The organism is Amycolatopsis sp. NPDC057786, from assembly GCF_042797905.1.
Classification (GTDB): Bacteria; Actinomycetota; Actinomycetes; order Mycobacteriales; family Pseudonocardiaceae; genus Amycolatopsis.
The window spans coordinates 1-16,238 of record NZ_JBHVKW010000028.1 but is presented as its reverse complement, the minus strand read 5'-3'; the positions used below and the strand labels follow the sequence as shown (position 1 = coordinate 16,238).

Below are 16,238 nucleotides of genomic sequence, written 5' to 3'. Positions count from 1 at the left end.
CCTTCGACGATCGGACGCAAACGGCGCGCAGCGGGCGGATGACACACTCTCCTGGTGGCAGAACTGATCACCATCGACGACCGCGCCGACCCGCGGCTCGACGATTTCCGCGACTTGTCCACAGCCGATCGGCGTCCCGATAGGCCGGGTGGGCGTGGCTTTGTGATCGCCGAAGGCACCGTCGTGGTCGAGCGCCTGCTCAAGTCCCGCTATCCGGTCCGTTCCCTGCTCGGGGTGGAACGGCGGTTCCACGAACTGGGCGGCGACCTGGACGGCGTCGACGTCCCCGGTTATGTGACTTCGGCCGAGACGATGGCCGACGTGGTCGGATTCCACCTGAACCGGGGCATCCTGGCCGTCGCGGACCGGCCGAACCCGCCGCCGACGGTCGAAGAGGTCATCGACGGCGCGCGGGTGCTCGCGGTGCTCGAAGGCGTCGGTGACCACGAGAATCTCGGTTCGCTGTTCCGCAACGCGGCCGCGCTCGGCGTCGACGGCGTCCTGCTCGGCGCCGGCTGCTCGGATCCGCTGTACCGGCGCAGCGTCCGCGTCTCGATGGGGCACGTCCTGCGCGTGCCGTTCGCGACCTTCGGCTCCTGGCCAAGCGACCTCGAACTGCTGCGGGAACGCGGTTTCCGCATCGCGGCCCTCACACCTCGTGCGGATTCCGTTTCGCTGCGCCAGTTACGCGATCAGACACCGGAGAAGGTCGCGCTGATGCTGGGCGCGGAAGGGCCCGGCCTGACCGAGGAGGCCATCGCCGCCGCCGACGTCGCGGTCCGGATCCCGATGCCCGAAGGCGTCGATTCGCTGAATGTCGCCACGGCGGGCGCGATCGCGTTCTACGAGACGCGTCCACCGCTATCGTGAGCACCCGGGCGATCACGAGGAGAACCGATGGAATTGCGGATCCGTGAGGGACGCGCGGTGCTGGCCGGTCCGGGCGGCGAACGCGCGCGCGAGGTGGACCCGCATTCACTCGCGATCGGTTCGGATCTCGCTCAGGCACTGCACGAATGGGCCAGGGTCGCTTCCGCCGTCGGCGGCTCCGGCACCGAGGCGGCTTCCGTGGTCTCCCAGCGAGGCCGTCAGCTCGCCCAGCGGGTCGCCGCCACGATGGGCACGTCGGTGCGGTTCGTCGATCCCGTCTCCGGCGACGGCGTGATCATCGACCCGCCCGCTCCCGCACCCCGCAGCGAACTCGCGCGGCGGCTCTTCGGTACGCCGGACCCCGCCGGGGAACCGACACCGTGGCTGACCGGACTGACCGTCTCCGCGTTCGCCGCGGCCGTGGTCGTCGTGGCGATGCTGGCACTGGCGAACACCCTCGCGCGTGAGACCAACGGCTGGCTCGCGCTGCTCGCGTCCGCCGTCGTGACCGCCGGGATCACGCCGTCGCTGTGGCTCGCGCGGCGGGTGCCGATCGTGCGGTGGGCCTCCTTCGGCGCCGCCGCGGGAATCGTGATCGCGTGGATCGGCGTGCTGATCGTCGTCTTCTAGAGATCGAAAACCGTGTCGATCGGCTCGTCGTCCTCGGCGGGTTCCGGCTGCTTCGGCCGCGGAGCGGGCTCCCCGGTCAGCGCCCGCCGGATGGTCGCCGTGATGACGTCACCGAGCGCGCTCGCACTCGACGCCATCGCCTTGTCGGTGAGCCGGACCTCGCCGATCACCCCGCCGGGCCCGACGGTCACCGTCACCGCCCCGTCGGGTGAAGTCACCTCCGTCACCCCGCCCGACGCGGCGAGCACGGCCAGCGCCTTGGCGTTCTCGGCCTTGCGCGCCTCGATCTCGCGCAGCTGCCAGCGCATTTCCTCGATGAGCTGCGGATTGCCGAGTTCCGCCATCGTCATTCCTCCGTGGTGCCCTGGCGCAGGCTGTGCGCAACGCGGGACGCGGCTTCCGCGACCGCGGGCCACCCTGTCTCGGATTCGGCGACGACCACCAGGACGGCCAGGAACTCGCCGCCGGGCAGCGGGATCTGGTACTCCACCTTGGCCTGCGCGCGCACGATCTCCGTCGGACGGCCGGTGAACTCCGGCGGCAGCCGGTACTCGCCCGCCACGACGGCGGCCATCGCCGGACCGATCGGCAACCGGATCACCCGTGCGTCGGCACGCGGATGCTTCTTCCGGTAGACGTCCAGCAAGGCGTCGGCCACCGCGGTGCGCCGCAGGGTCAGCATCTCCGGATCCGCGTCCGGCCAGCGCGGCACCGCCAGTGACAACGTGGCCAGGTACTCGGGGCCGTCGCCCGCGGCGAACTTGCCGAACACCCGCACGCCGTTCGCCTTCAGCTCGGGAGTCAGCGCCATCAACGCGGCGGCGAAGTCCTCGGTGGACCGCCCGGCGTGGGCGGCGGCCTTTTCGCCGACCCCCAGTGCGAATCGCGCGTTCATCGTGTCGTCCCCGGTCACCGGCATCCCGGTGAAGCCGGGCGGCAGGTCGATCCGGAGGCCGGTCGCGTTCATCAGCTCCACGCCTTGTCCTCGGCACGCTCTTGGGCGTTCTTGCGATCCTCGGCCGCACCCTGCTCGATGGCGTTGCCCATGGCCATCGCGGCCAGCGGCGCCCCGCCGAAGATGATCGACGAACCGGCCACGGCCCACTGGGTGCCGTCCTTCGGGACCCAGTAGTTCTTGAAGTCGTCGATCGGTCCTTCGAACTTGCGTCCTTGGATCTCTCCCGCGGTGTCCATGCCGGTCTGGACTCCGAGAGCGCCGTAACCGGCGAGCCCGGCGGCGGTGACCATCTTGGTCGCCATAGCGGAATTGCCGGGGATGATCCCTGCCAGGGAGGTTCCCGCGCCGATCGCGTCGAACGTCAGGGTCTCGGGTGCGACGTCCGCGCCGGCCGCCTTCGCCACGCCATGCCCGCCCAGAGCCGCCACGCCGAAGCCCGCGGCGACGATGCTGGTGATCTCGCCGACGGGTGGGGGTATGAAATCGCTGGCGACGCCGAGCAGATTGCCGATGTCTCCCATGACGTCGGACACCTTCGACAGCATCTCGGCGTTGTCCTGAACGAGGTCCCAGGCCGCGTCCACGAGGTCGGCGGTCGTGTTCACGAGGTCGGTGACGACTCCGGTGACCGCGTCGACGACGTCGTCCAGCAGATCGGGCTCGTCAGGAGCGAGCTCTTTCGCCTTCCGTAGCAGGTCCGCGACGCGCACGGCGGCCGAATTGTGCTGTTCGAGAAGCTTCTTCGCGGCTTCTTGAATCTCCGTGCAGCCGTCGATGGCCGCCTGGAGCTGTCGTCCGGCGTTGTCGAGAAGGGTCTGCGCGATCTGCAAGGACTCTTGGTCGGTGAACGTCCGGTTCGCCAGCGCGAAGTCGGGATTGGCGCGAGCCTGCTCGGCCGCTTGGGCGGCGGCCTTGGCCTGCCGTTCCAAGTCGGCTGCCTGACGCTGAAGCTCCCCGAGGTCGCGTGTCCAGCCTTCGAGCGCGTACGCGGCCTGTGCCATCGAGCGCGCCGCGCCTTCGAGGTACTCGGGCAGCGGACCCAGGCGCCGGGCGAAGGCCTCGCTGGCCTCGCCGGTCCAGATTCCCTGCTTCGTGACGATCTGACGCAGCATGGTGTCGGCTTCGGAGAGGTCGCGGCTGACCGCGCGGTACTTCTCGGCGAGGTCGCCGACGCCTCCGACGTCACCGGGAGCCGGGTCGAAGCCGAGCGCGGGGTACTGGTTGCCGGTCACCGGCCACCTCCGAGGATGTCGGTGATACCCCCGGTGTAGCCGCCGCCGACCGGGCCGCCGTCGTCGCCGAGCGGAAATCGCGGTGAAGGGTCGGGCGCACCCCCGGGTTTCGGTGTGCCACCGCCTTGGGGACCGTCGACGGGAGCGGGGATCAGCTCCGCGAACTTGTTCAGGTCACCGCCGAATTCTTCTTCCATCTTCTGGTACTTCTGCTGGGCCTTCTTCAGCCTTTCGGTGACGCCTTCCGCGGCCTCACCCAGCCTGCCGATCCCGAATTCCCAGGCTTCTTCGAAGTCCATTCCGGTTTTCGCGAGATCCTCGTTGCCCAGCGCGCCCCACGCGCCACCGCCGGAGAGTTTCTTGTTCGCGTCCGCCATCCGGCCTGCGCCGGTTTCCAGATCGCCGATGAGCTTTCCCAGCTCGGCGATCTTCACCGTGTACCCGCTCATGTGCCCCCCTTTGGTACGACTTGACCGGCAGTTTAGAACTGTCCCGCGTCACCTGTGTTCGACGTTCGCCCGTCCGTGTCCGTTCCCCGGTGTGCCGGAATGTTCCGCCGCACGAAGGCCATTCCCTGGAGTCGCCCGTTGTTCTGCCTTACCCAGGCGGTGTAGTAGTAGTCGAAGAAAGCGGCCATCTGCGCGACGAGTTCAGGGCTGACTCCGTGGAAGGCGGGGGCGATGAGGAGCGACGGGGAACCGTCGAACCGATCGGCCAGCCAGGTCACGCGGCGGCTCCTTGGCGCGGCACGCATCCAGAGGAAGCTGCCCACGATCAGGGGAAAGCCGACGACCACGCTCACCAGGAGCAGCCAAGGACGCTCGGTCATCGCACCGGCCGCGCAGCCGACGGCGGTCAGGATCATCACGATCACGACGGTGGCCGTCAGGAAACCCGGCGAACCGATCCGGAGTCCGGTGGTGGTGCGCGGGGGATTCGAGGCACGGGTGAGCAGCAGGATCCGGTCACTGGAATCCGCGAATTCGGCCATTACGGTCATTTGAGCCTGTCCCGCGAGTTCGACGACATGTCGTCGGCTGAGCTTCGCGTCTTGCAGGCTGATCCAGACTTGATCCTTGCCGCGGATCTTCTTCATCAGCCATTGCCCGCGCAAAGGGGCCGGACTGGGCGCTGGGTAATCGAAGAGCCGCCCAGGAAAGGAGTCCGGGGCGAATCGGAAGCTGAGGACGTCCGGCCCGGGGGGAGGGACTTCGACGTATCGGCGGTCGTATGCGGCTTGCCGGATGGTCGCCGGATCCATTCCCCAAAGAGCGGGTGAGATGTGCACGACAGAGCGTCCGTCGAACTGCCGGTACCGCAGGGAACCGAGGAGGCATGCCCACTCGGCCCCGAATTCGACGGGCTGAATGCCTTCCGGCGACAGGTACATCGGCTGCCCTTCCTATACCTGCTTGGCGAACTTCAGGTAGCGGCCGTGCATTCGCGAACCCGTGTGCCCGATCAGGAAATAGCCACGATGAGCGGCGAGCTGGACGGCCAAGGGCTCCGAGATCCCGAACATGCTCAACGGGAACTGCACACTGTTGCTCCCGTTGAACTCCTTCGCCAGCCAGCCTGCCTTGGTCGTGTGCGGGAATACGGTGACGATGAAGGAAAGCGGGATCGCGAGGCCGAAGGCCATCACCATGAGGATGGTCACCAGCGGTGTTTCGGGGTCGTAGCCGTTCGAGGCACTGACGATGAACGCACCGAGGAAACACAGGAAGAAGTTCGCGAGTGGCAAGAGCCAGAGGAGGAACGAGTAGCGGAACCGCTTCAGGCCCGCCTGGACGGGAACGGGTCGCCTCGGAGGTCGCGGATCTCGGCTCAACAGAAGCAGCCGATCGGTGGGGTCGGAGAGGTCGGCGACGACGGTCATCCCTTCACCGGCGGCGATTTCGGTGATGTGCCGGGTGGACAGCCCGGCATGGCGGACGCTGATCCAAACCGAGGCTTTCCCGTCGATCCGGTTGCGAAGCCAGCGTTCCCGGTTCTCGCTCGGGCCGGTTTCAGGATGATCGAAAGCCGCCGCCGGGGGAAAACGATCGGGCGCGTGCTGGAAACTCAGGCAGCCCTGGAACATCGGCGGGATTTCGACGTAGCCGCGCTCGCGGGCGATCATGCGGATGCTGTCCGGGTCGACCTGCCATTCGACCGGCGACACATGTGCGTACGGCGCTCCGGACAGGACTTGGTAGCGCAGTCTCGTGACCCGCACTTGCCACGGGTTCTCCCCGGTCGTCGAAAACATGATCCCTCCCGTTCCAGAGGGTAGGGGAGGACGATCGATTCCGCGTGAACCGAGCGGCGAGGATACTGAGATCCATGACCGGTGACCCGCTCGATTCACTCAGACGGCTGTGCCTCGCGCTGCCGGAGACCTCCGAGCGGCTCAGTCACGGCGAGCCGACGTGGTTCGTGCGCGGGAAGAAGACGTTCGTCATGTACGCCGACCGTCATCACGACGACAAGGTCGCCTTCTGGTGCCCGGCGCCGCCGGGAGCACAGGAGGAACTGGTGGGCGCCGAACCGGAGCGGTTCTTCCGGCCGCCGTATGTCGGGCATCGGGGATGGCTCGGGGTGCGGCTGGACGTGGACGTCGACTGGGCCGAAATCGAGCGGATCGTCGTCGACGCGTATTGCCTCGTGGCGCCGAAATCCCTGATCGCGCAGGTCCCCGGACGCACGTAATGGCCCCTCCACCGGAAGGGGCCACTACGTGCGGATTCAACCTCGTTGTGATCGGACGCCCAGAAGGACGTCTTCCCAGGATGGAACGATGGGGTGGTTCTTCTTCCCCTTCGCCCGTGGAGCGGGTTCGGCCACTTCCTCCGGCTCGTCAGCCGGAAGTGGTGGCTCGGCCTCTTCTTCGGGTTCCGCGATCGGCGCGTCGATCACCTTCGCGACCGGCTCGTCCGGAACCGAATCGAGGGTGGGCTGGACGGCCGCTTCCTTGCCGGGGTCCAGCGCCCGGACCGTGCGCGGGGCGCGGTAGGCGTTGGGGTTGAGCAGGACTTCGGCGTTCTCGTCGAGGGCTTGCACGGTGCCGCCGTGCGCGCCGGGCGCGAACGACCAGTGCGCGCGGTTGTCCGAGCGACCGGCCTTCCAGCTCAGCACGACGACCCACTTGCCGTCGTCGCCCCGCCAGGAGTCCCAGGTCGCCTGGCTGTAGTCGTGGCCGCGCTGCCCGAAGGAGTGCGCGACGACCTCGCCGAGCGTCTGGACGTCGGGGCCGTCCTCGCGGACCGGATGGGCTCGCTGGGCCAGTTCGGCGGTACGGGAACGTTCGAGCAGGACGGGGTACGCGAACCGCTCGACGCGCTGCACGGTGACGCCGGCGCTGCTCGCGACCTGCTCCACGGACTCACCGGCCCGGATTCGTGCCTGGATCTCGCGTGGCCGCATTTGGCTCTCCAACTCGATTTCGATCTGGCCGAGGCGGGTGATGTCACCCCTCGCCGCCGCTCGCAGCCTCTCATCCGCGGGGAGCAGGAAGCGCGTGCGGCTCGCCGGGTCTTCGCACACGATGGACTTACCGTCCTCGTGCAGCCCGACCACCCGTAGCGCTCGCATTCTCGCCTCCCCGATTCTTCACCATTGTGGGTGTCCACGTTAAAACGGCGCGTCGCCTTGACGTGTGAGGCGCGCCGATGTCATGTGTCCTGCTCACTATTTTGTTCATGACGGCAAGGGGAATTCTGCGCGAGCGACGGGCGGCTCGCCGTGTGACGCGCCGGACACGCACAGTCACGATCGGGGGAATCTACGGCAGCCGCACCCGGACGACCAGTCCGCCGCCGCGGCCGCCCGGTTCCGCGCCCGCGGTCCCGCCGTGCGCCTTCGCGATGGACCGGACGATCGACAGCCCGAGGCCCGCGTTGCGCGAGTCGCCGGTGCGGTCGCCCGACAGCCGCCGGAACGGTTCGAACAGCGCGGGCACGGCGTCCAGCGGCACCTGCGGACCGGTGTTGCGCACCACCAGCGCCGGATCGACGCCGATGTCGACGTGGACCCAGCCGCCCTTGTGGTTGTAGGTGATGGCGTTGTGCACCAGGTTCGTGACCAGCCGCTCCAGCAGCACGGGATCACCGGACACCGTCCGCGGCCGCAGCCGCGACTCCACCGTGACGCCCGCTTCCTCCGCCATGGCCGACGCCGACCGGATCACCGTCGCCGCGACCTCGTCCAGCCGGACGGGGCCGCGCGCGGCCAGGCCGCGGTCACTGCGGGCGAGGACGAGGAGGCCCTCGATCATCCGTTCGCTGCGTTCGTTGGTGTAGATCAGGTGTTCGCCGAGTTTCCGGATCTCGGGGCTCGCGTCGGGATCGGCCATCGCCACCTCGACGAGCGTGCGCTGCACCGCGAGTGGGGTCCGCAGTTCGTGGGAGGCGTTGGCGACGAAGCGTTTCTGGCTGTCGAACGACACGGCGAGCCGGTCGAGCATGCCGTCGAAGGTGTCCGCGAGTTCCTTGAGTTCGTCGTCGGGACCGTCGAGGTCGATACGCCGGTCGAGGTTCTCCACCTCGAGTTTCCTGGCGGTGGAGGTGATCGCGTGCAACGGCCGCAGTACCCGGCTCGCCATCAGCCAGCCGAGCAGTACCGCGAGCGCGCCGGCGATCGCCAGCGCCACCAGCGATTGCCACAGCAGGGTCGAAAGGACGCCCGAGCGGTATTCGGTGATCGACGTCGCGACCAGTTGTGTGGCTTGAGCGCGCTCGGCGGGAAGGATGGTCGTCGTGTCCATCGGATACGGCTGGGCCATCTGGACCTGGACCCCCGCGGTCGCTCCGTTCGCGAAGGCCGCCGTGTCCGGCAGCGTCGAGCTCACCAGCAGGTAGTTGACGATGAGCAGCGCGAGCCCGACGAGCAGGAACGCGCCGCCGTAGAGCGCCGTCAGCTTGGTGCGGACGGAGAGCCGGAGCGGTTTCACGACCCGAACCGGTAACCGGCGCCGGGCACGGTCTCGATCAGCGGCGGTTCACCGAGTTTGCGCCGCAACGTCATCATCGCCACCCGGACGGCGTTCGTGAACGGGTCGGCGTGCTCGTCCCACGCCTTCTCCAGCAGGTCTTCCGCGCTGACCACGGTCCCTTCGGCGCGCATGAGCACCTCCAGTACCGCGAACTCCTTGGGGGACAAGGGAAGGAACCGGCCGTCGCGGGACGCCTGGTGCCGGGGCAGGTCGAGGACCACGCCGCCGCGCTCCAGCACCGGCGGCAGCGCCGGCCGTGCGCGCCGCGACAACGCCTGCACCCGGGCGACGAGTTCGGCGAACGCGAACGGTTTCGTCAGGTAGTCGTCGGCGCCGAGGCCCAGCCCGGCGACCCGGTCGTTGACGTCGGCCGCGGCCGTCAGCATGAGGACCCGCGCCTCGCCGCCCGCCCCGATCACCGCGGCACAGACCTCGTCGCCGTGCACGACCGGGAGATCCCGGTCGAGCACGACGACGTCGTAGCCGTGCACACCGACCCGGTCCAGGGCCTGCGCGCCGTCGTAGCAGACGTCGACGGCCATGGAGAACCGTCGCAGGCCCTCGGCGATCGTGTCCGCCAGCAGCCGCTCGTCTTCCACCACCAGCACTCTCACCTGGCCAGTCTGCCCCGGATGGGGGTAAGCGCGGGATAAGCGCTGAAGGGGGCTTTCCCCGCATGTGATGCGGGGAAAGCGCCCTTCACCGCGTGAGATGTGGTGAAAGTCCCCTTCAGTCCGCCGGGTGCAGCTGCCGCGCCGGGATCACCTGCTGAGGGGTGTTCGGGCTGGACCACAGCAGCTTCATCGAGGCCTCACCGCCTCGTTCGGTGTGTTCGAGCCGGATCGCGTACGACCTCCCGGCGACCAGGTCGAGTGTCGCTTTGTCGACACTCGGACCGTGCGGGATGGTGTTGTCGATCAGGAGTTTCCCGTCGACCCACAGCCGCACGGTGTCGTCCGAAACCGTGGTGAACGTGTACTTCCCGGTGTCCCGCGCGGTGACCCGGCCGCTCCAGCGCGAGGAGAAGGTCTCCGCCGGGATCTTCGCGTCCGGCGAGCCGGTGAACTTCCAGTTGTGGTTCACGCCCGGCTCGACCCGCCGCACCGTCGGTGTCCCGGTGAAGTCCGCGTTCGGCCAGTACTCCGCGGTCAGCCCCGAGCCGCGGCCGGCGGGCGCCTGCGGCAGCGGATCGACGCTCAGCTCGATGACGGTCGCGACGTCGTTCGTCCGGCTGCCCGACGGCGTGAGCTTCACGCTTCCGGGGGGCTGCTCGACCTGTACGCGCTGACGGCTGCCGAGTACCCGGGCCTCGCGAACCCGGAAAGGCGCCAACGCGTCGAGCGTCAGCGAGCCGCCCGAGGCGGGCCAGTCGAACACCGACGCGTAGAGCTTGTCGCCGCGACGGCTGACGACGCCCCAGCCCGGTTCGGCGACCAGCCCTGGCGCGCCCGCCCCGTAGACGGCGGCGGAGTGACCGTTCGTGCGCAGCCACCGGCCCATCTGCTTCAGCCGGTCGATGGATTCCTGTGGCACGCGGCCGTTGCGGTCGGGTCCGACGTTGAGCAGGAAATTGCCGCTGCGGCCGGCGATCGAGAGCAGCTTCCTGGTCAGATCCGCCGAGGATTTCCAGTTGTGGTCCCAATCGGTGTAGCCCCAGCTGCCGTTGAGGGTCATGCACGACTCCCACAGCTGCCCGTCGACCGGCTTGTCCGGGATCTCCTGTTCCGGCGTCCCCGTGTCGCCGTCGACCACCCGGCGTTTGCCGACCCGGTTGTTGACCACGATGGACGGATCGAGACTGCGGACATAGGCCTCCAGCTCCTCGCCGTCCCTTTCCGTCCACGGGTTGTTCGGCCGGTCGGTGCTCCATTCGCCGTCGAACCACAGCACCGCCGGGCGGTAGTTGTCGACGAGTTCCTTGAGCTGGGCATACATCCGCTCTTTGTACTTCGGGAAGGTCGCGGGATCGGGGAAGTCCGGGTCGTGCCAGTCCCAGATCGAGTAGTAGAAGCCGAGTTTGACGTCGCGCGCGGCCGTCGCGCGTTTCAGTTCGGCGAGGATGTCGCGCTTCTTGTCGAACGCCGAATGGTCGCGGAGGTTGAACTTGTTGACCTTCGTCGGCCACATCGCGTAGCCCTCGTGGTGTTTCGACGTGATCACCACGTACTTCTGCCCGGCGTCCTTCGCCGACTGCGCGATGGCGTTCGCGTCGAACCCGGCGGGGTTGAACTTCGCGGCGATCTGCTCGTATTCGGCGCGCGGGATCTGACAGTTCCGCTGGATCCACTCGGCGTCCTGGCAAACGCTCCCGTCGGGACGGGTGTACTTCCCTTGCAGCTGGGAGTACGCGCCGAAATGGATGAACTGGCCGAAGCGGTCGTCGCGCCACCAGCGCGTCCGCTCGGCGGTGAACGGGTCGTCGTAGGCGTGGTCGGACGGGAGTGGCGCGGCTTCCGCGGCGGGCACGACGCCCAGTGCGGTGGTCGCGATGACGAGGGCCGCCAGGGCCCGGAGTGGCTTGCGGCGATTCATGCACTCCTCCTCGCTGAGGTGTGGACGTCGGGGACTCTAAGAAGCCAGAGGTCGGATGTGAACCCCTGAAAGTCTCGTTGGTTGCGTAGTTCACCCGTAAAGACGGCAGATAGATCGGATCTCTGTCCCGCTGACTGGGACGGTAAGCGCGACATAAGCAACATCGCTTACCGCGCCGGAATCGCCCGCTCCGTAGAAATCGGTGCGCCAAGACGACCGAAGGAGCAGCGATGCGGAAACGACCGATGGCGGCGCTGATCGCCGGAGCGGTCCTCGCGCTGGTGGCCGGCTGTGGCGGTGGCGGGGACGGCGGCGACAAGGTCGCCTCGATCTCGTCGCCGCCTGCTCCCGGCGCCGCCGGTGACGGGAAGCAGGCCGACAACGTGTCCGACGAGGACAAGATGCGCAACTTCGCGAAGTGCATGCGCGAGCACGGGATCGACATGCCGGATCCCCAGACCACCGGCGACGGGAAGGGCGCGATCTCCATCGAGGCCGGTGAGGGCAGGCCCGACGAGAACAAGATGAAGGCCGCGAGCGACGCGTGCCGGAAGCTGCTGCCGAACGGTGGCGAGATCAAACCGCCCACGCCGGAAGAGCTCGACAAGATGCGCAAGGAAGCCAAGTGCATGCGCGAGCACGGCATCGACTTCCCGGATCCCGATCCCAGCGGAAAGGGCGCCGCCATGACGCTGGACGCGGGCGGCGACCCCAAGAAGTTCGAAGAAGCGGCGAAGGCCTGCGGTCTCGGCATGACCATGAGGGCGGCCCCGGCGAAATGAGCGAACACGAAGGACCCGGCGGTGCACGGCGGTCGCGCCGGGCACGCTGGTTCATCATCGCGGCGGTCCTCGTCGTCGTGGTCGGGACGATGTCCGTGGTCGTGCTGACCAGGGTCACGTCGGAGGCCCAGCAGGTCGGGCAGGCGCCACCACCGGTGGAGACCGCGAAGATCGAGAAGACCGATCTGCAGGAGGAGGAAGAGGCGAACGGAACCCTGGGCTACGGCGCGGAAAACGCCCTCGCCGGCCGGAAACAGGGCACCATCACCGCCCTGCCGGACACGGGCGCGGTGCTCACCAGGGGCAAGACCGTGTACGGCGTCGACGCCAAACCGGTGCCGTTGTTCTACGGCACGCTGCCGTTCTTCCGTGACCTCGCGGACGGGGCCGCGGACGGCCCGGACGTCAAGCAGCTGGAAGAGAACCTGAAGGCGCTCGGTTTCGGCGGTTTCGGCACCCCGGACAAGAAGTTCACCTCTGCCACCGCCGCCGCGCTCAAGAAATGGCAGAAGTCGCTGGGCTTGGAGCAGACCGGCGCCTTCGGGCAGGGCGACGTCGTTCTCGCGCCGGGTGAGATCCGGGTTTCGCAGATCGCCGCGCAGCTCGGCGGCCCTGGTGGCGGCGAACTCCTGAAGTACACCGGCACCGAGCGCCTCGTCGAGGTCAAGCTCGACGCCGCCAAGCAGGCGATCGCGAAGGAAGGGGACAAGGTCGCGATCGACATCACCGGCGGCAAGACCACGACCGGCGTGATCACCGAGGTCGGCAAGGTCGCGGAAACCGGCAAGGACGGCGCCGGACAGGACGACAGCAAGCCGAAGATCAAGGTGAAGATCAAACTGGACGATCCGGCCGCGGCGGGATCGCTCGATTCGACACCCGTCTCGGTGCGCTTCACCAAGGAAGTCCACAGTGGAGTGTTGGCGGTCCCCGTCGGCGCGCTGCTCGCGCTCGCCGAGGGTGGTTACGCCGTCGAAGTCGACGAAGGCGGCAATCGGCGTCTCATCGCGGTGAAGACCGGTTTGTTCTCTGGCGGCCGCGTCGAAATCAGCGGTACCGGGCTCGCCGCCGGGATGCGGGTGGTGACGACCTCATGACCCCGGTGCTGGACGTGCGCGGCGCTTCGCGCACCTATCCCGGCGGGGTGCGGGCACTGCACGAGGTGTCACTGTCCATTGAGGACAGGGAGATGGTCGCCATCGTCGGCCCGTCCGGTTCCGGCAAGTCGACGCTGCTGCAGCTGATGGGCACGCTCGACCGGCCGACCAGCGGCGTCATCGAACTGCGCGGGCACGACGTGGCGAAACTGCCCGACCGCAAGCTTTCCGCGTTGCGGTCACGGTGGATCGGGTTCGTGTTCCAGCAGTTCTTCCTCAGCGAGGGGGTGAGCGCGGTCGACAACGTCGCGACGGGGCTGCTGTACGCGGGCGTGCCGCGGCGGAAACGGCACGAGCGGGCGCTGGCCGCGCTCGACCGCGTCGGTCTCGCGCATCGGGCCGGGCATTTCCCGAACGAGCTCTCCGGTGGGGAACGGCAGCGGGTGGCGATCGCACGGGCGGTCGTCAACTCGCCTTCGATCCTGCTGGCCGACGAGCCGACCGGGAATCTCGACACGGGCAACGGCGCGGCGATCCTCAACCTGCTCGCCACATTGAGCTCGCAGGGGACGACGGTCGTGATCATCACGCACGACCGGGAGATCGCGGCGGGTATCCCGAGGCGGATCGAACTGCGGGACGGCCGGATCCGGCTCGACACCGGGACGGGGGTGCTGGTGTGAGCGCGCCGGTCGTCGACAAGACGCCGACGCCGAATCCGGCCAGGCTCGGCCCGCGTGACGTGCTGAACCTGGGCGCGCACGGGATGCGGACGCGGCCGATGCGCGCGGTGCTGTCCGCGCTCGGCATCGGGATCGGGATCGCCGCGATGGTGGCGGTGCTCGCGATCCCGGCGTCCGGCGCGAAGGCGTTGCAAGACCAGCTGGCCGCGCTCGGCACCAACCTGCTTTCGGCGGGACCGGGCAAGACGATGTTCGGCGGCGACGCGACGCTGCCGGACAGCGCGGTGCCGATGGCGAAGCGGATCGCCCCGGTGACGGCGGCGTCCGCGACCGGCACCACCGACGGGACGGTGCGGCGTACGGACAAGATCGCCAAGGACGAAACGTCCGGCCTCGGCGTCTACGCGGCGACCCCGGACCTTCTCGACGTCATCGGCGGCGCCGTCCGCGACGGGCAGTTCCTCCGTGACGCCACTCGCGACTACCCGGTCGTCGTGCTGGGGTCGGTCGCGGCCGCGCGGCTCGGGATCGACCGCATCGACCCGGCCAAGCCGCCGCAGGTGTTCATCGACGGGAAGTGGTTCACCGTGGGCGGCATCCTCGGGCCGACGCCGCTGGCGCCCGAGATCGAGCGGTCGGCGCTGGTCGGCTGGGACGTCGCCAAGCGGCTCCTCGGCTTCGAGGGGCATCCGACCACCGTGTACGTGCGGGCGAAGGACTCGCAGGTCGAGAACGTGCGTTCGGTGCTGGCGCAGACGATGAACCCGGAGGCGCCGAACGAGGTCGAGGTACGCCGTCCGTCGGAGGCGCTGGAGGCGCAGAAGCTGACGGAGAACACCTACAGCGCGCTGTTCCTCGGGCTCGGCGGGGTGGCATTGCTGGTCGGCGGCGTCGGCGTGGCCAACACGATGGTGATCTCGGTGCTGGAACGACGCCGGGAGATCGGCCTGCGTCGCGCGCTCGGCGCGACGAAACGGCAGGTGCGAGGCCAGTTCCTGGCCGAGTCGGTGCTGTTGTCCGGGCTCGGCGGGATCGCCGGGGTCCTGGTCGGGGTGCTGGTGACTTCGGGGTACGCGCTGAGCCAGGGCTGGCCGGCGGTGCTCCCCGTCGGCGCCCTGCTCGGCGGGGTCGGGGTCTCGGCTCTGGTCGGTGCCGTCGCCGGCGCCTATCCGGCGATGCGCGCGGCGCGGCTCCCGCCGACCCAGGCCCTCGCCTAGCTCGCGTTTCGTCCTCTGGATGCGGTAGTTCGCGGTGCCAACTACCGCATCCAGAGGACTGGATGCGGAGTAGCGGTGGGTAATCTCGCCAGGTGCTGGTGGGACTGTCGGGGCGGAAACTCGCGGGGGCGTTGATCGCGCTCGAAGTCGTCGTGGTCGGCGTGCTGTTCACCCTCAAGGTGTTCGACGGCCAGGACCTCGAGGTCTACATCGGCGGCGCGCGGTTGCTCCTGGACTCGGGCGACCCGTACGGCGCGTGGGTGCAGACGCACGGGGGCTGGCTGCCCTTCACCTACACGCCGTTCGCGGCCGCGGTGTTCCTGCCCGGCACGCTCCTGTCCGCCGCACTGGCCACGAGACTGGTCGGGCTCGCGTCGATCATCGCGGGCGGCATCGTCGTCTACGTCTTCGTGGCGACGCTCAACGGCTCGCTCACCGACCGTGCGAACGTCCGTGGCCGCGCCATCGCCGTCCTGGCGGCGATCGGGGCGCAGGCCGTCGGCGGGATCATGGAACCGGTCCGCTCGACGCTCGGCTTCGGCCAGGTCAACACGCTGCTGATGCTTCTCGTCGTCCTCGACGCGCTCCTGCCGGGCCGCGCCCGCACGAAGGGACTGCTGATCGGCGTCGCCGCCGCGATCAAGCTGACCCCGGCCTTCTTCATCCTGTTCTTCTTGCTCCGCAAGGACTTCCGCTCGTCCGCGCGGGTTGTGGCCGGCTTCCTCGGCGCGGGCACACTGATGTTCGTGGTCGCGCCGGGGGCGTCCGCGAAGTTCTGGACGAACATCCTCTTCGACACCAGCCGGATCGGCGATCGCGGCTACGTCGGCAACCAGTCGCTGCGCGGGATGCTGGCGCGGCTCGGGCTCGGCTCGGCGGAGGACATCGCCTGGGTGCTGGCCTCGATCGCCGTGGTGGCGCTGACCGCGTTCGTGATCGTGCGCGTCGCGGAGCCGGTGTTCGCGCTGACGGCGTGCGCTGTCGGCGGGCTGCTGGTGTCACCGGTGTCCTGGACGCACCACTGGATCTGGTGCGTGCCGATCCTCGCGCTGCTGGTCTGGGCGCGCTCGGTCGTTTCGTACGCGCTCGCGGCCGTGACGGTGGCGCTGTTCGTGATCGCGCCGATGTGGCTCGCGCCGCGGCCCGCCGGGAGCTTCGGCTGGTGGCTGGCGACGGAATCCTTCGTGCTGTACGGCCTTGTGCTGCTGCTGGTGCTCAAATCCGTGAAGGCCTCCTTGAGGGACTCTGGGTCCCTCAAGGAGGCC

18 protein-coding genes are annotated in these 16,238 nt (G+C 68.7%); 8 read left to right on the top strand and 10 right to left on the bottom strand.

Translation table 11 applies throughout. The annotated features are described in order from the left end of the window. Window positions 1-54 precede the first annotated feature (54 nt). Window positions 55-870, top strand: coding sequence for a TrmH family RNA methyltransferase (locus tag ACFVM3_RS17220; protein ID WP_378439756.1), 816 nt, complete (start codon window positions 55-57; stop codon window positions 868-870). Window positions 871-897: 27 nt separating this feature from the next. Further along, window positions 898-1,500: a DUF2537 domain-containing protein gene (locus ACFVM3_RS17215; protein ID WP_378439754.1), complete on the top strand. Its 603-nt coding sequence runs from the start codon at window positions 898-900 to the stop codon at window positions 1,498-1,500. Here ACFVM3_RS17215 and ACFVM3_RS17210 read toward each other — a convergent pair. From ACFVM3_RS17210 to ACFVM3_RS17185, 6 genes are all read right to left on the bottom strand, one after another. Beyond that, window positions 1,497-1,844 carry a YbaB/EbfC family nucleoid-associated protein gene (locus tag ACFVM3_RS17210; protein WP_378439752.1) on the bottom strand — a complete coding sequence of 116 codons (348 nt, stop codon included), beginning with the start codon at window positions 1,842-1,844 and terminating at the stop codon, window positions 1,497-1,499. The genes ACFVM3_RS17215 and ACFVM3_RS17210 overlap by 4 nt on opposite strands. A 2-nt stretch (window positions 1,845-1,846) precedes the next feature. Continuing rightward, window positions 1,847-2,467, bottom strand: coding sequence for a hypothetical protein (locus ACFVM3_RS17205; protein ID WP_378439839.1), 621 nt, complete (start codon window positions 2,465-2,467; stop codon window positions 1,847-1,849). Beyond that, window positions 2,467-3,690, bottom strand: coding sequence for a putative T7SS-secreted protein (locus ACFVM3_RS17200; protein ID WP_378439750.1), 1,224 nt, complete (start codon window positions 3,688-3,690; stop codon window positions 2,467-2,469). Before ACFVM3_RS17200 ends, ACFVM3_RS17205 begins: the two co-directional genes overlap by 1 nt. Continuing rightward, window positions 3,687-4,139, bottom strand: a complete 453-nt coding sequence (locus ACFVM3_RS17195) for a hypothetical protein (RefSeq protein ID WP_378439748.1) — start codon at window positions 4,137-4,139, stop codon at window positions 3,687-3,689. The genes ACFVM3_RS17200 and ACFVM3_RS17195 overlap by 4 nt, the downstream gene beginning before the upstream one ends. 32 nt (window positions 4,140-4,171) lie before the next feature. Then, entirely contained in the window at window positions 4,172-4,786 is a 615-nt protein-coding gene (locus ACFVM3_RS17190) for a hypothetical protein (RefSeq protein WP_378439746.1), read from the bottom strand. 306 nt (window positions 4,787-5,092) lie between these two features. Beyond that, a complete protein-coding gene (locus ACFVM3_RS17185; protein ID WP_378439745.1) occupies window positions 5,093-5,941 on the bottom strand; it encodes a hypothetical protein in 849 nt (282 codons plus the stop codon). Between the two features lie 74 nt (window positions 5,942-6,015). On the opposite strand from ACFVM3_RS17185, the gene ACFVM3_RS17180 reads away from it, so the two are divergent. After that, complete coding sequence (locus tag ACFVM3_RS17180; protein ID WP_378439743.1) at window positions 6,016-6,381, top strand: MmcQ/YjbR family DNA-binding protein; 366 nt, start codon at window positions 6,016-6,018, stop codon at window positions 6,379-6,381. Between the two features lie 36 nt (window positions 6,382-6,417). On the opposite strand, the gene sepH is transcribed toward ACFVM3_RS17180, so the two are convergent. The 4 genes from sepH to ACFVM3_RS17160 form a co-directional block, all read right to left on the bottom strand. Continuing rightward, complete coding sequence (sepH, locus tag ACFVM3_RS17175; RefSeq protein WP_378439741.1) at window positions 6,418-7,263, bottom strand: septation protein SepH; 846 nt, start codon at window positions 7,261-7,263, stop codon at window positions 6,418-6,420. 190 nt (window positions 7,264-7,453) lie between these two features. Next, complete coding sequence (locus tag ACFVM3_RS17170) at window positions 7,454-8,620, bottom strand: ATP-binding protein (RefSeq protein ID WP_378439739.1); 1,167 nt, start codon at window positions 8,618-8,620, stop codon at window positions 7,454-7,456. Next, the gene (locus ACFVM3_RS17165; protein WP_378439737.1) at window positions 8,617-9,276 is read right to left on the bottom strand and encodes a response regulator transcription factor; all 660 of its coding nucleotides are present in this window, start codon (window positions 9,274-9,276) and stop codon (window positions 8,617-8,619) included. The genes ACFVM3_RS17170 and ACFVM3_RS17165 overlap by 4 nt, the downstream gene beginning before the upstream one ends. 115 nt (window positions 9,277-9,391) lie before the next feature. After that, entirely contained in the window at window positions 9,392-11,194 is a 1,803-nt protein-coding gene (locus ACFVM3_RS17160) for an alpha-L-fucosidase (RefSeq protein ID WP_378439735.1), read from the bottom strand. A 230-nt stretch (window positions 11,195-11,424) separates the two neighbouring features. Between ACFVM3_RS17160 and ACFVM3_RS17155 the strand changes: the two genes are divergently transcribed. From ACFVM3_RS17155 to ACFVM3_RS17135, 5 genes are all read left to right on the top strand, one after another. Then, on the top strand, window positions 11,425-11,976 hold the full coding sequence (locus ACFVM3_RS17155; RefSeq protein WP_378439733.1) for a hypothetical protein: 552 nt from the start codon (window positions 11,425-11,427) through the stop codon (window positions 11,974-11,976). Further along, complete coding sequence (locus ACFVM3_RS17150) at window positions 11,973-13,073, top strand: peptidoglycan-binding protein (protein WP_378439731.1); 1,101 nt, start codon at window positions 11,973-11,975, stop codon at window positions 13,071-13,073. Before ACFVM3_RS17155 ends, ACFVM3_RS17150 begins: the two co-directional genes overlap by 4 nt. Then, a complete protein-coding gene (locus tag ACFVM3_RS17145; RefSeq protein ID WP_034308470.1) occupies window positions 13,070-13,756 on the top strand; it encodes an ABC transporter ATP-binding protein in 687 nt (228 codons plus the stop codon). Before ACFVM3_RS17150 ends, ACFVM3_RS17145 begins: the two co-directional genes overlap by 4 nt. Continuing rightward, a complete protein-coding gene (locus ACFVM3_RS17140) occupies window positions 13,753-14,973 on the top strand; it encodes an ABC transporter permease (protein WP_378439729.1) in 1,221 nt (406 codons plus the stop codon). Before ACFVM3_RS17145 ends, ACFVM3_RS17140 begins: the two co-directional genes overlap by 4 nt. Window positions 14,974-15,065: 92 nt before the next feature. After that, window positions 15,066-16,238: glycosyltransferase 87 family protein (locus tag ACFVM3_RS17135; protein WP_378439727.1), on the top strand; the 1,173-nt coding region annotated here is incomplete at its 3' end.

Excerpts from the sequence above, each read along its gene's own strand:
- ACFVM3_RS17185 (WP_378439745.1), bottom strand. The coding sequence starts at position 5,941 with ATGTTTTCGACGACCGGGGAGAACCCGTGGCAAGTGCGGGTCACGAGA.
- ACFVM3_RS17180 (WP_378439743.1), top strand. The coding sequence starts at position 6,016 with ATGACCGGTGACCCGCTCGATTCACTCAGACGGCTGTGCCTCGCGCTG.
- ACFVM3_RS17195 (WP_378439748.1), bottom strand. The coding sequence starts at position 4,139 with ATGAGCGGGTACACGGTGAAGATCGCCGAGCTGGGAAAGCTCATCGGC.
- ACFVM3_RS17160 (WP_378439735.1), bottom strand. The coding sequence starts at position 11,194 with ATGAATCGCCGCAAGCCACTCCGGGCCCTGGCGGCCCTCGTCATCGCG.
- ACFVM3_RS17190 (WP_378439746.1), bottom strand. The coding sequence starts at position 4,786 with ATGAAGAAGATCCGCGGCAAGGATCAAGTCTGGATCAGCCTGCAAGAC.
- sepH (WP_378439741.1), bottom strand. The coding sequence starts at position 7,263 with ATGCGAGCGCTACGGGTGGTCGGGCTGCACGAGGACGGTAAGTCCATC.
- ACFVM3_RS17215 (WP_378439754.1), top strand. The coding sequence starts at position 898 with ATGGAATTGCGGATCCGTGAGGGACGCGCGGTGCTGGCCGGTCCGGGC.
- ACFVM3_RS17155 (WP_378439733.1), top strand. The coding sequence starts at position 11,425 with ATGCGGAAACGACCGATGGCGGCGCTGATCGCCGGAGCGGTCCTCGCG.
- ACFVM3_RS17210 (WP_378439752.1), bottom strand. The coding sequence starts at position 1,844 with ATGGCGGAACTCGGCAATCCGCAGCTCATCGAGGAAATGCGCTGGCAG.
- ACFVM3_RS17145 (WP_034308470.1), top strand. The coding sequence starts at position 13,070 with ATGACCCCGGTGCTGGACGTGCGCGGCGCTTCGCGCACCTATCCCGGC.
- ACFVM3_RS17205 (WP_378439839.1), bottom strand. The coding sequence starts at position 2,467 with ATGAACGCGACCGGCCTCCGGATCGACCTGCCGCCCGGCTTCACCGGG.
- ACFVM3_RS17150 (WP_378439731.1), top strand. The coding sequence starts at position 11,973 with ATGAGCGAACACGAAGGACCCGGCGGTGCACGGCGGTCGCGCCGGGCA.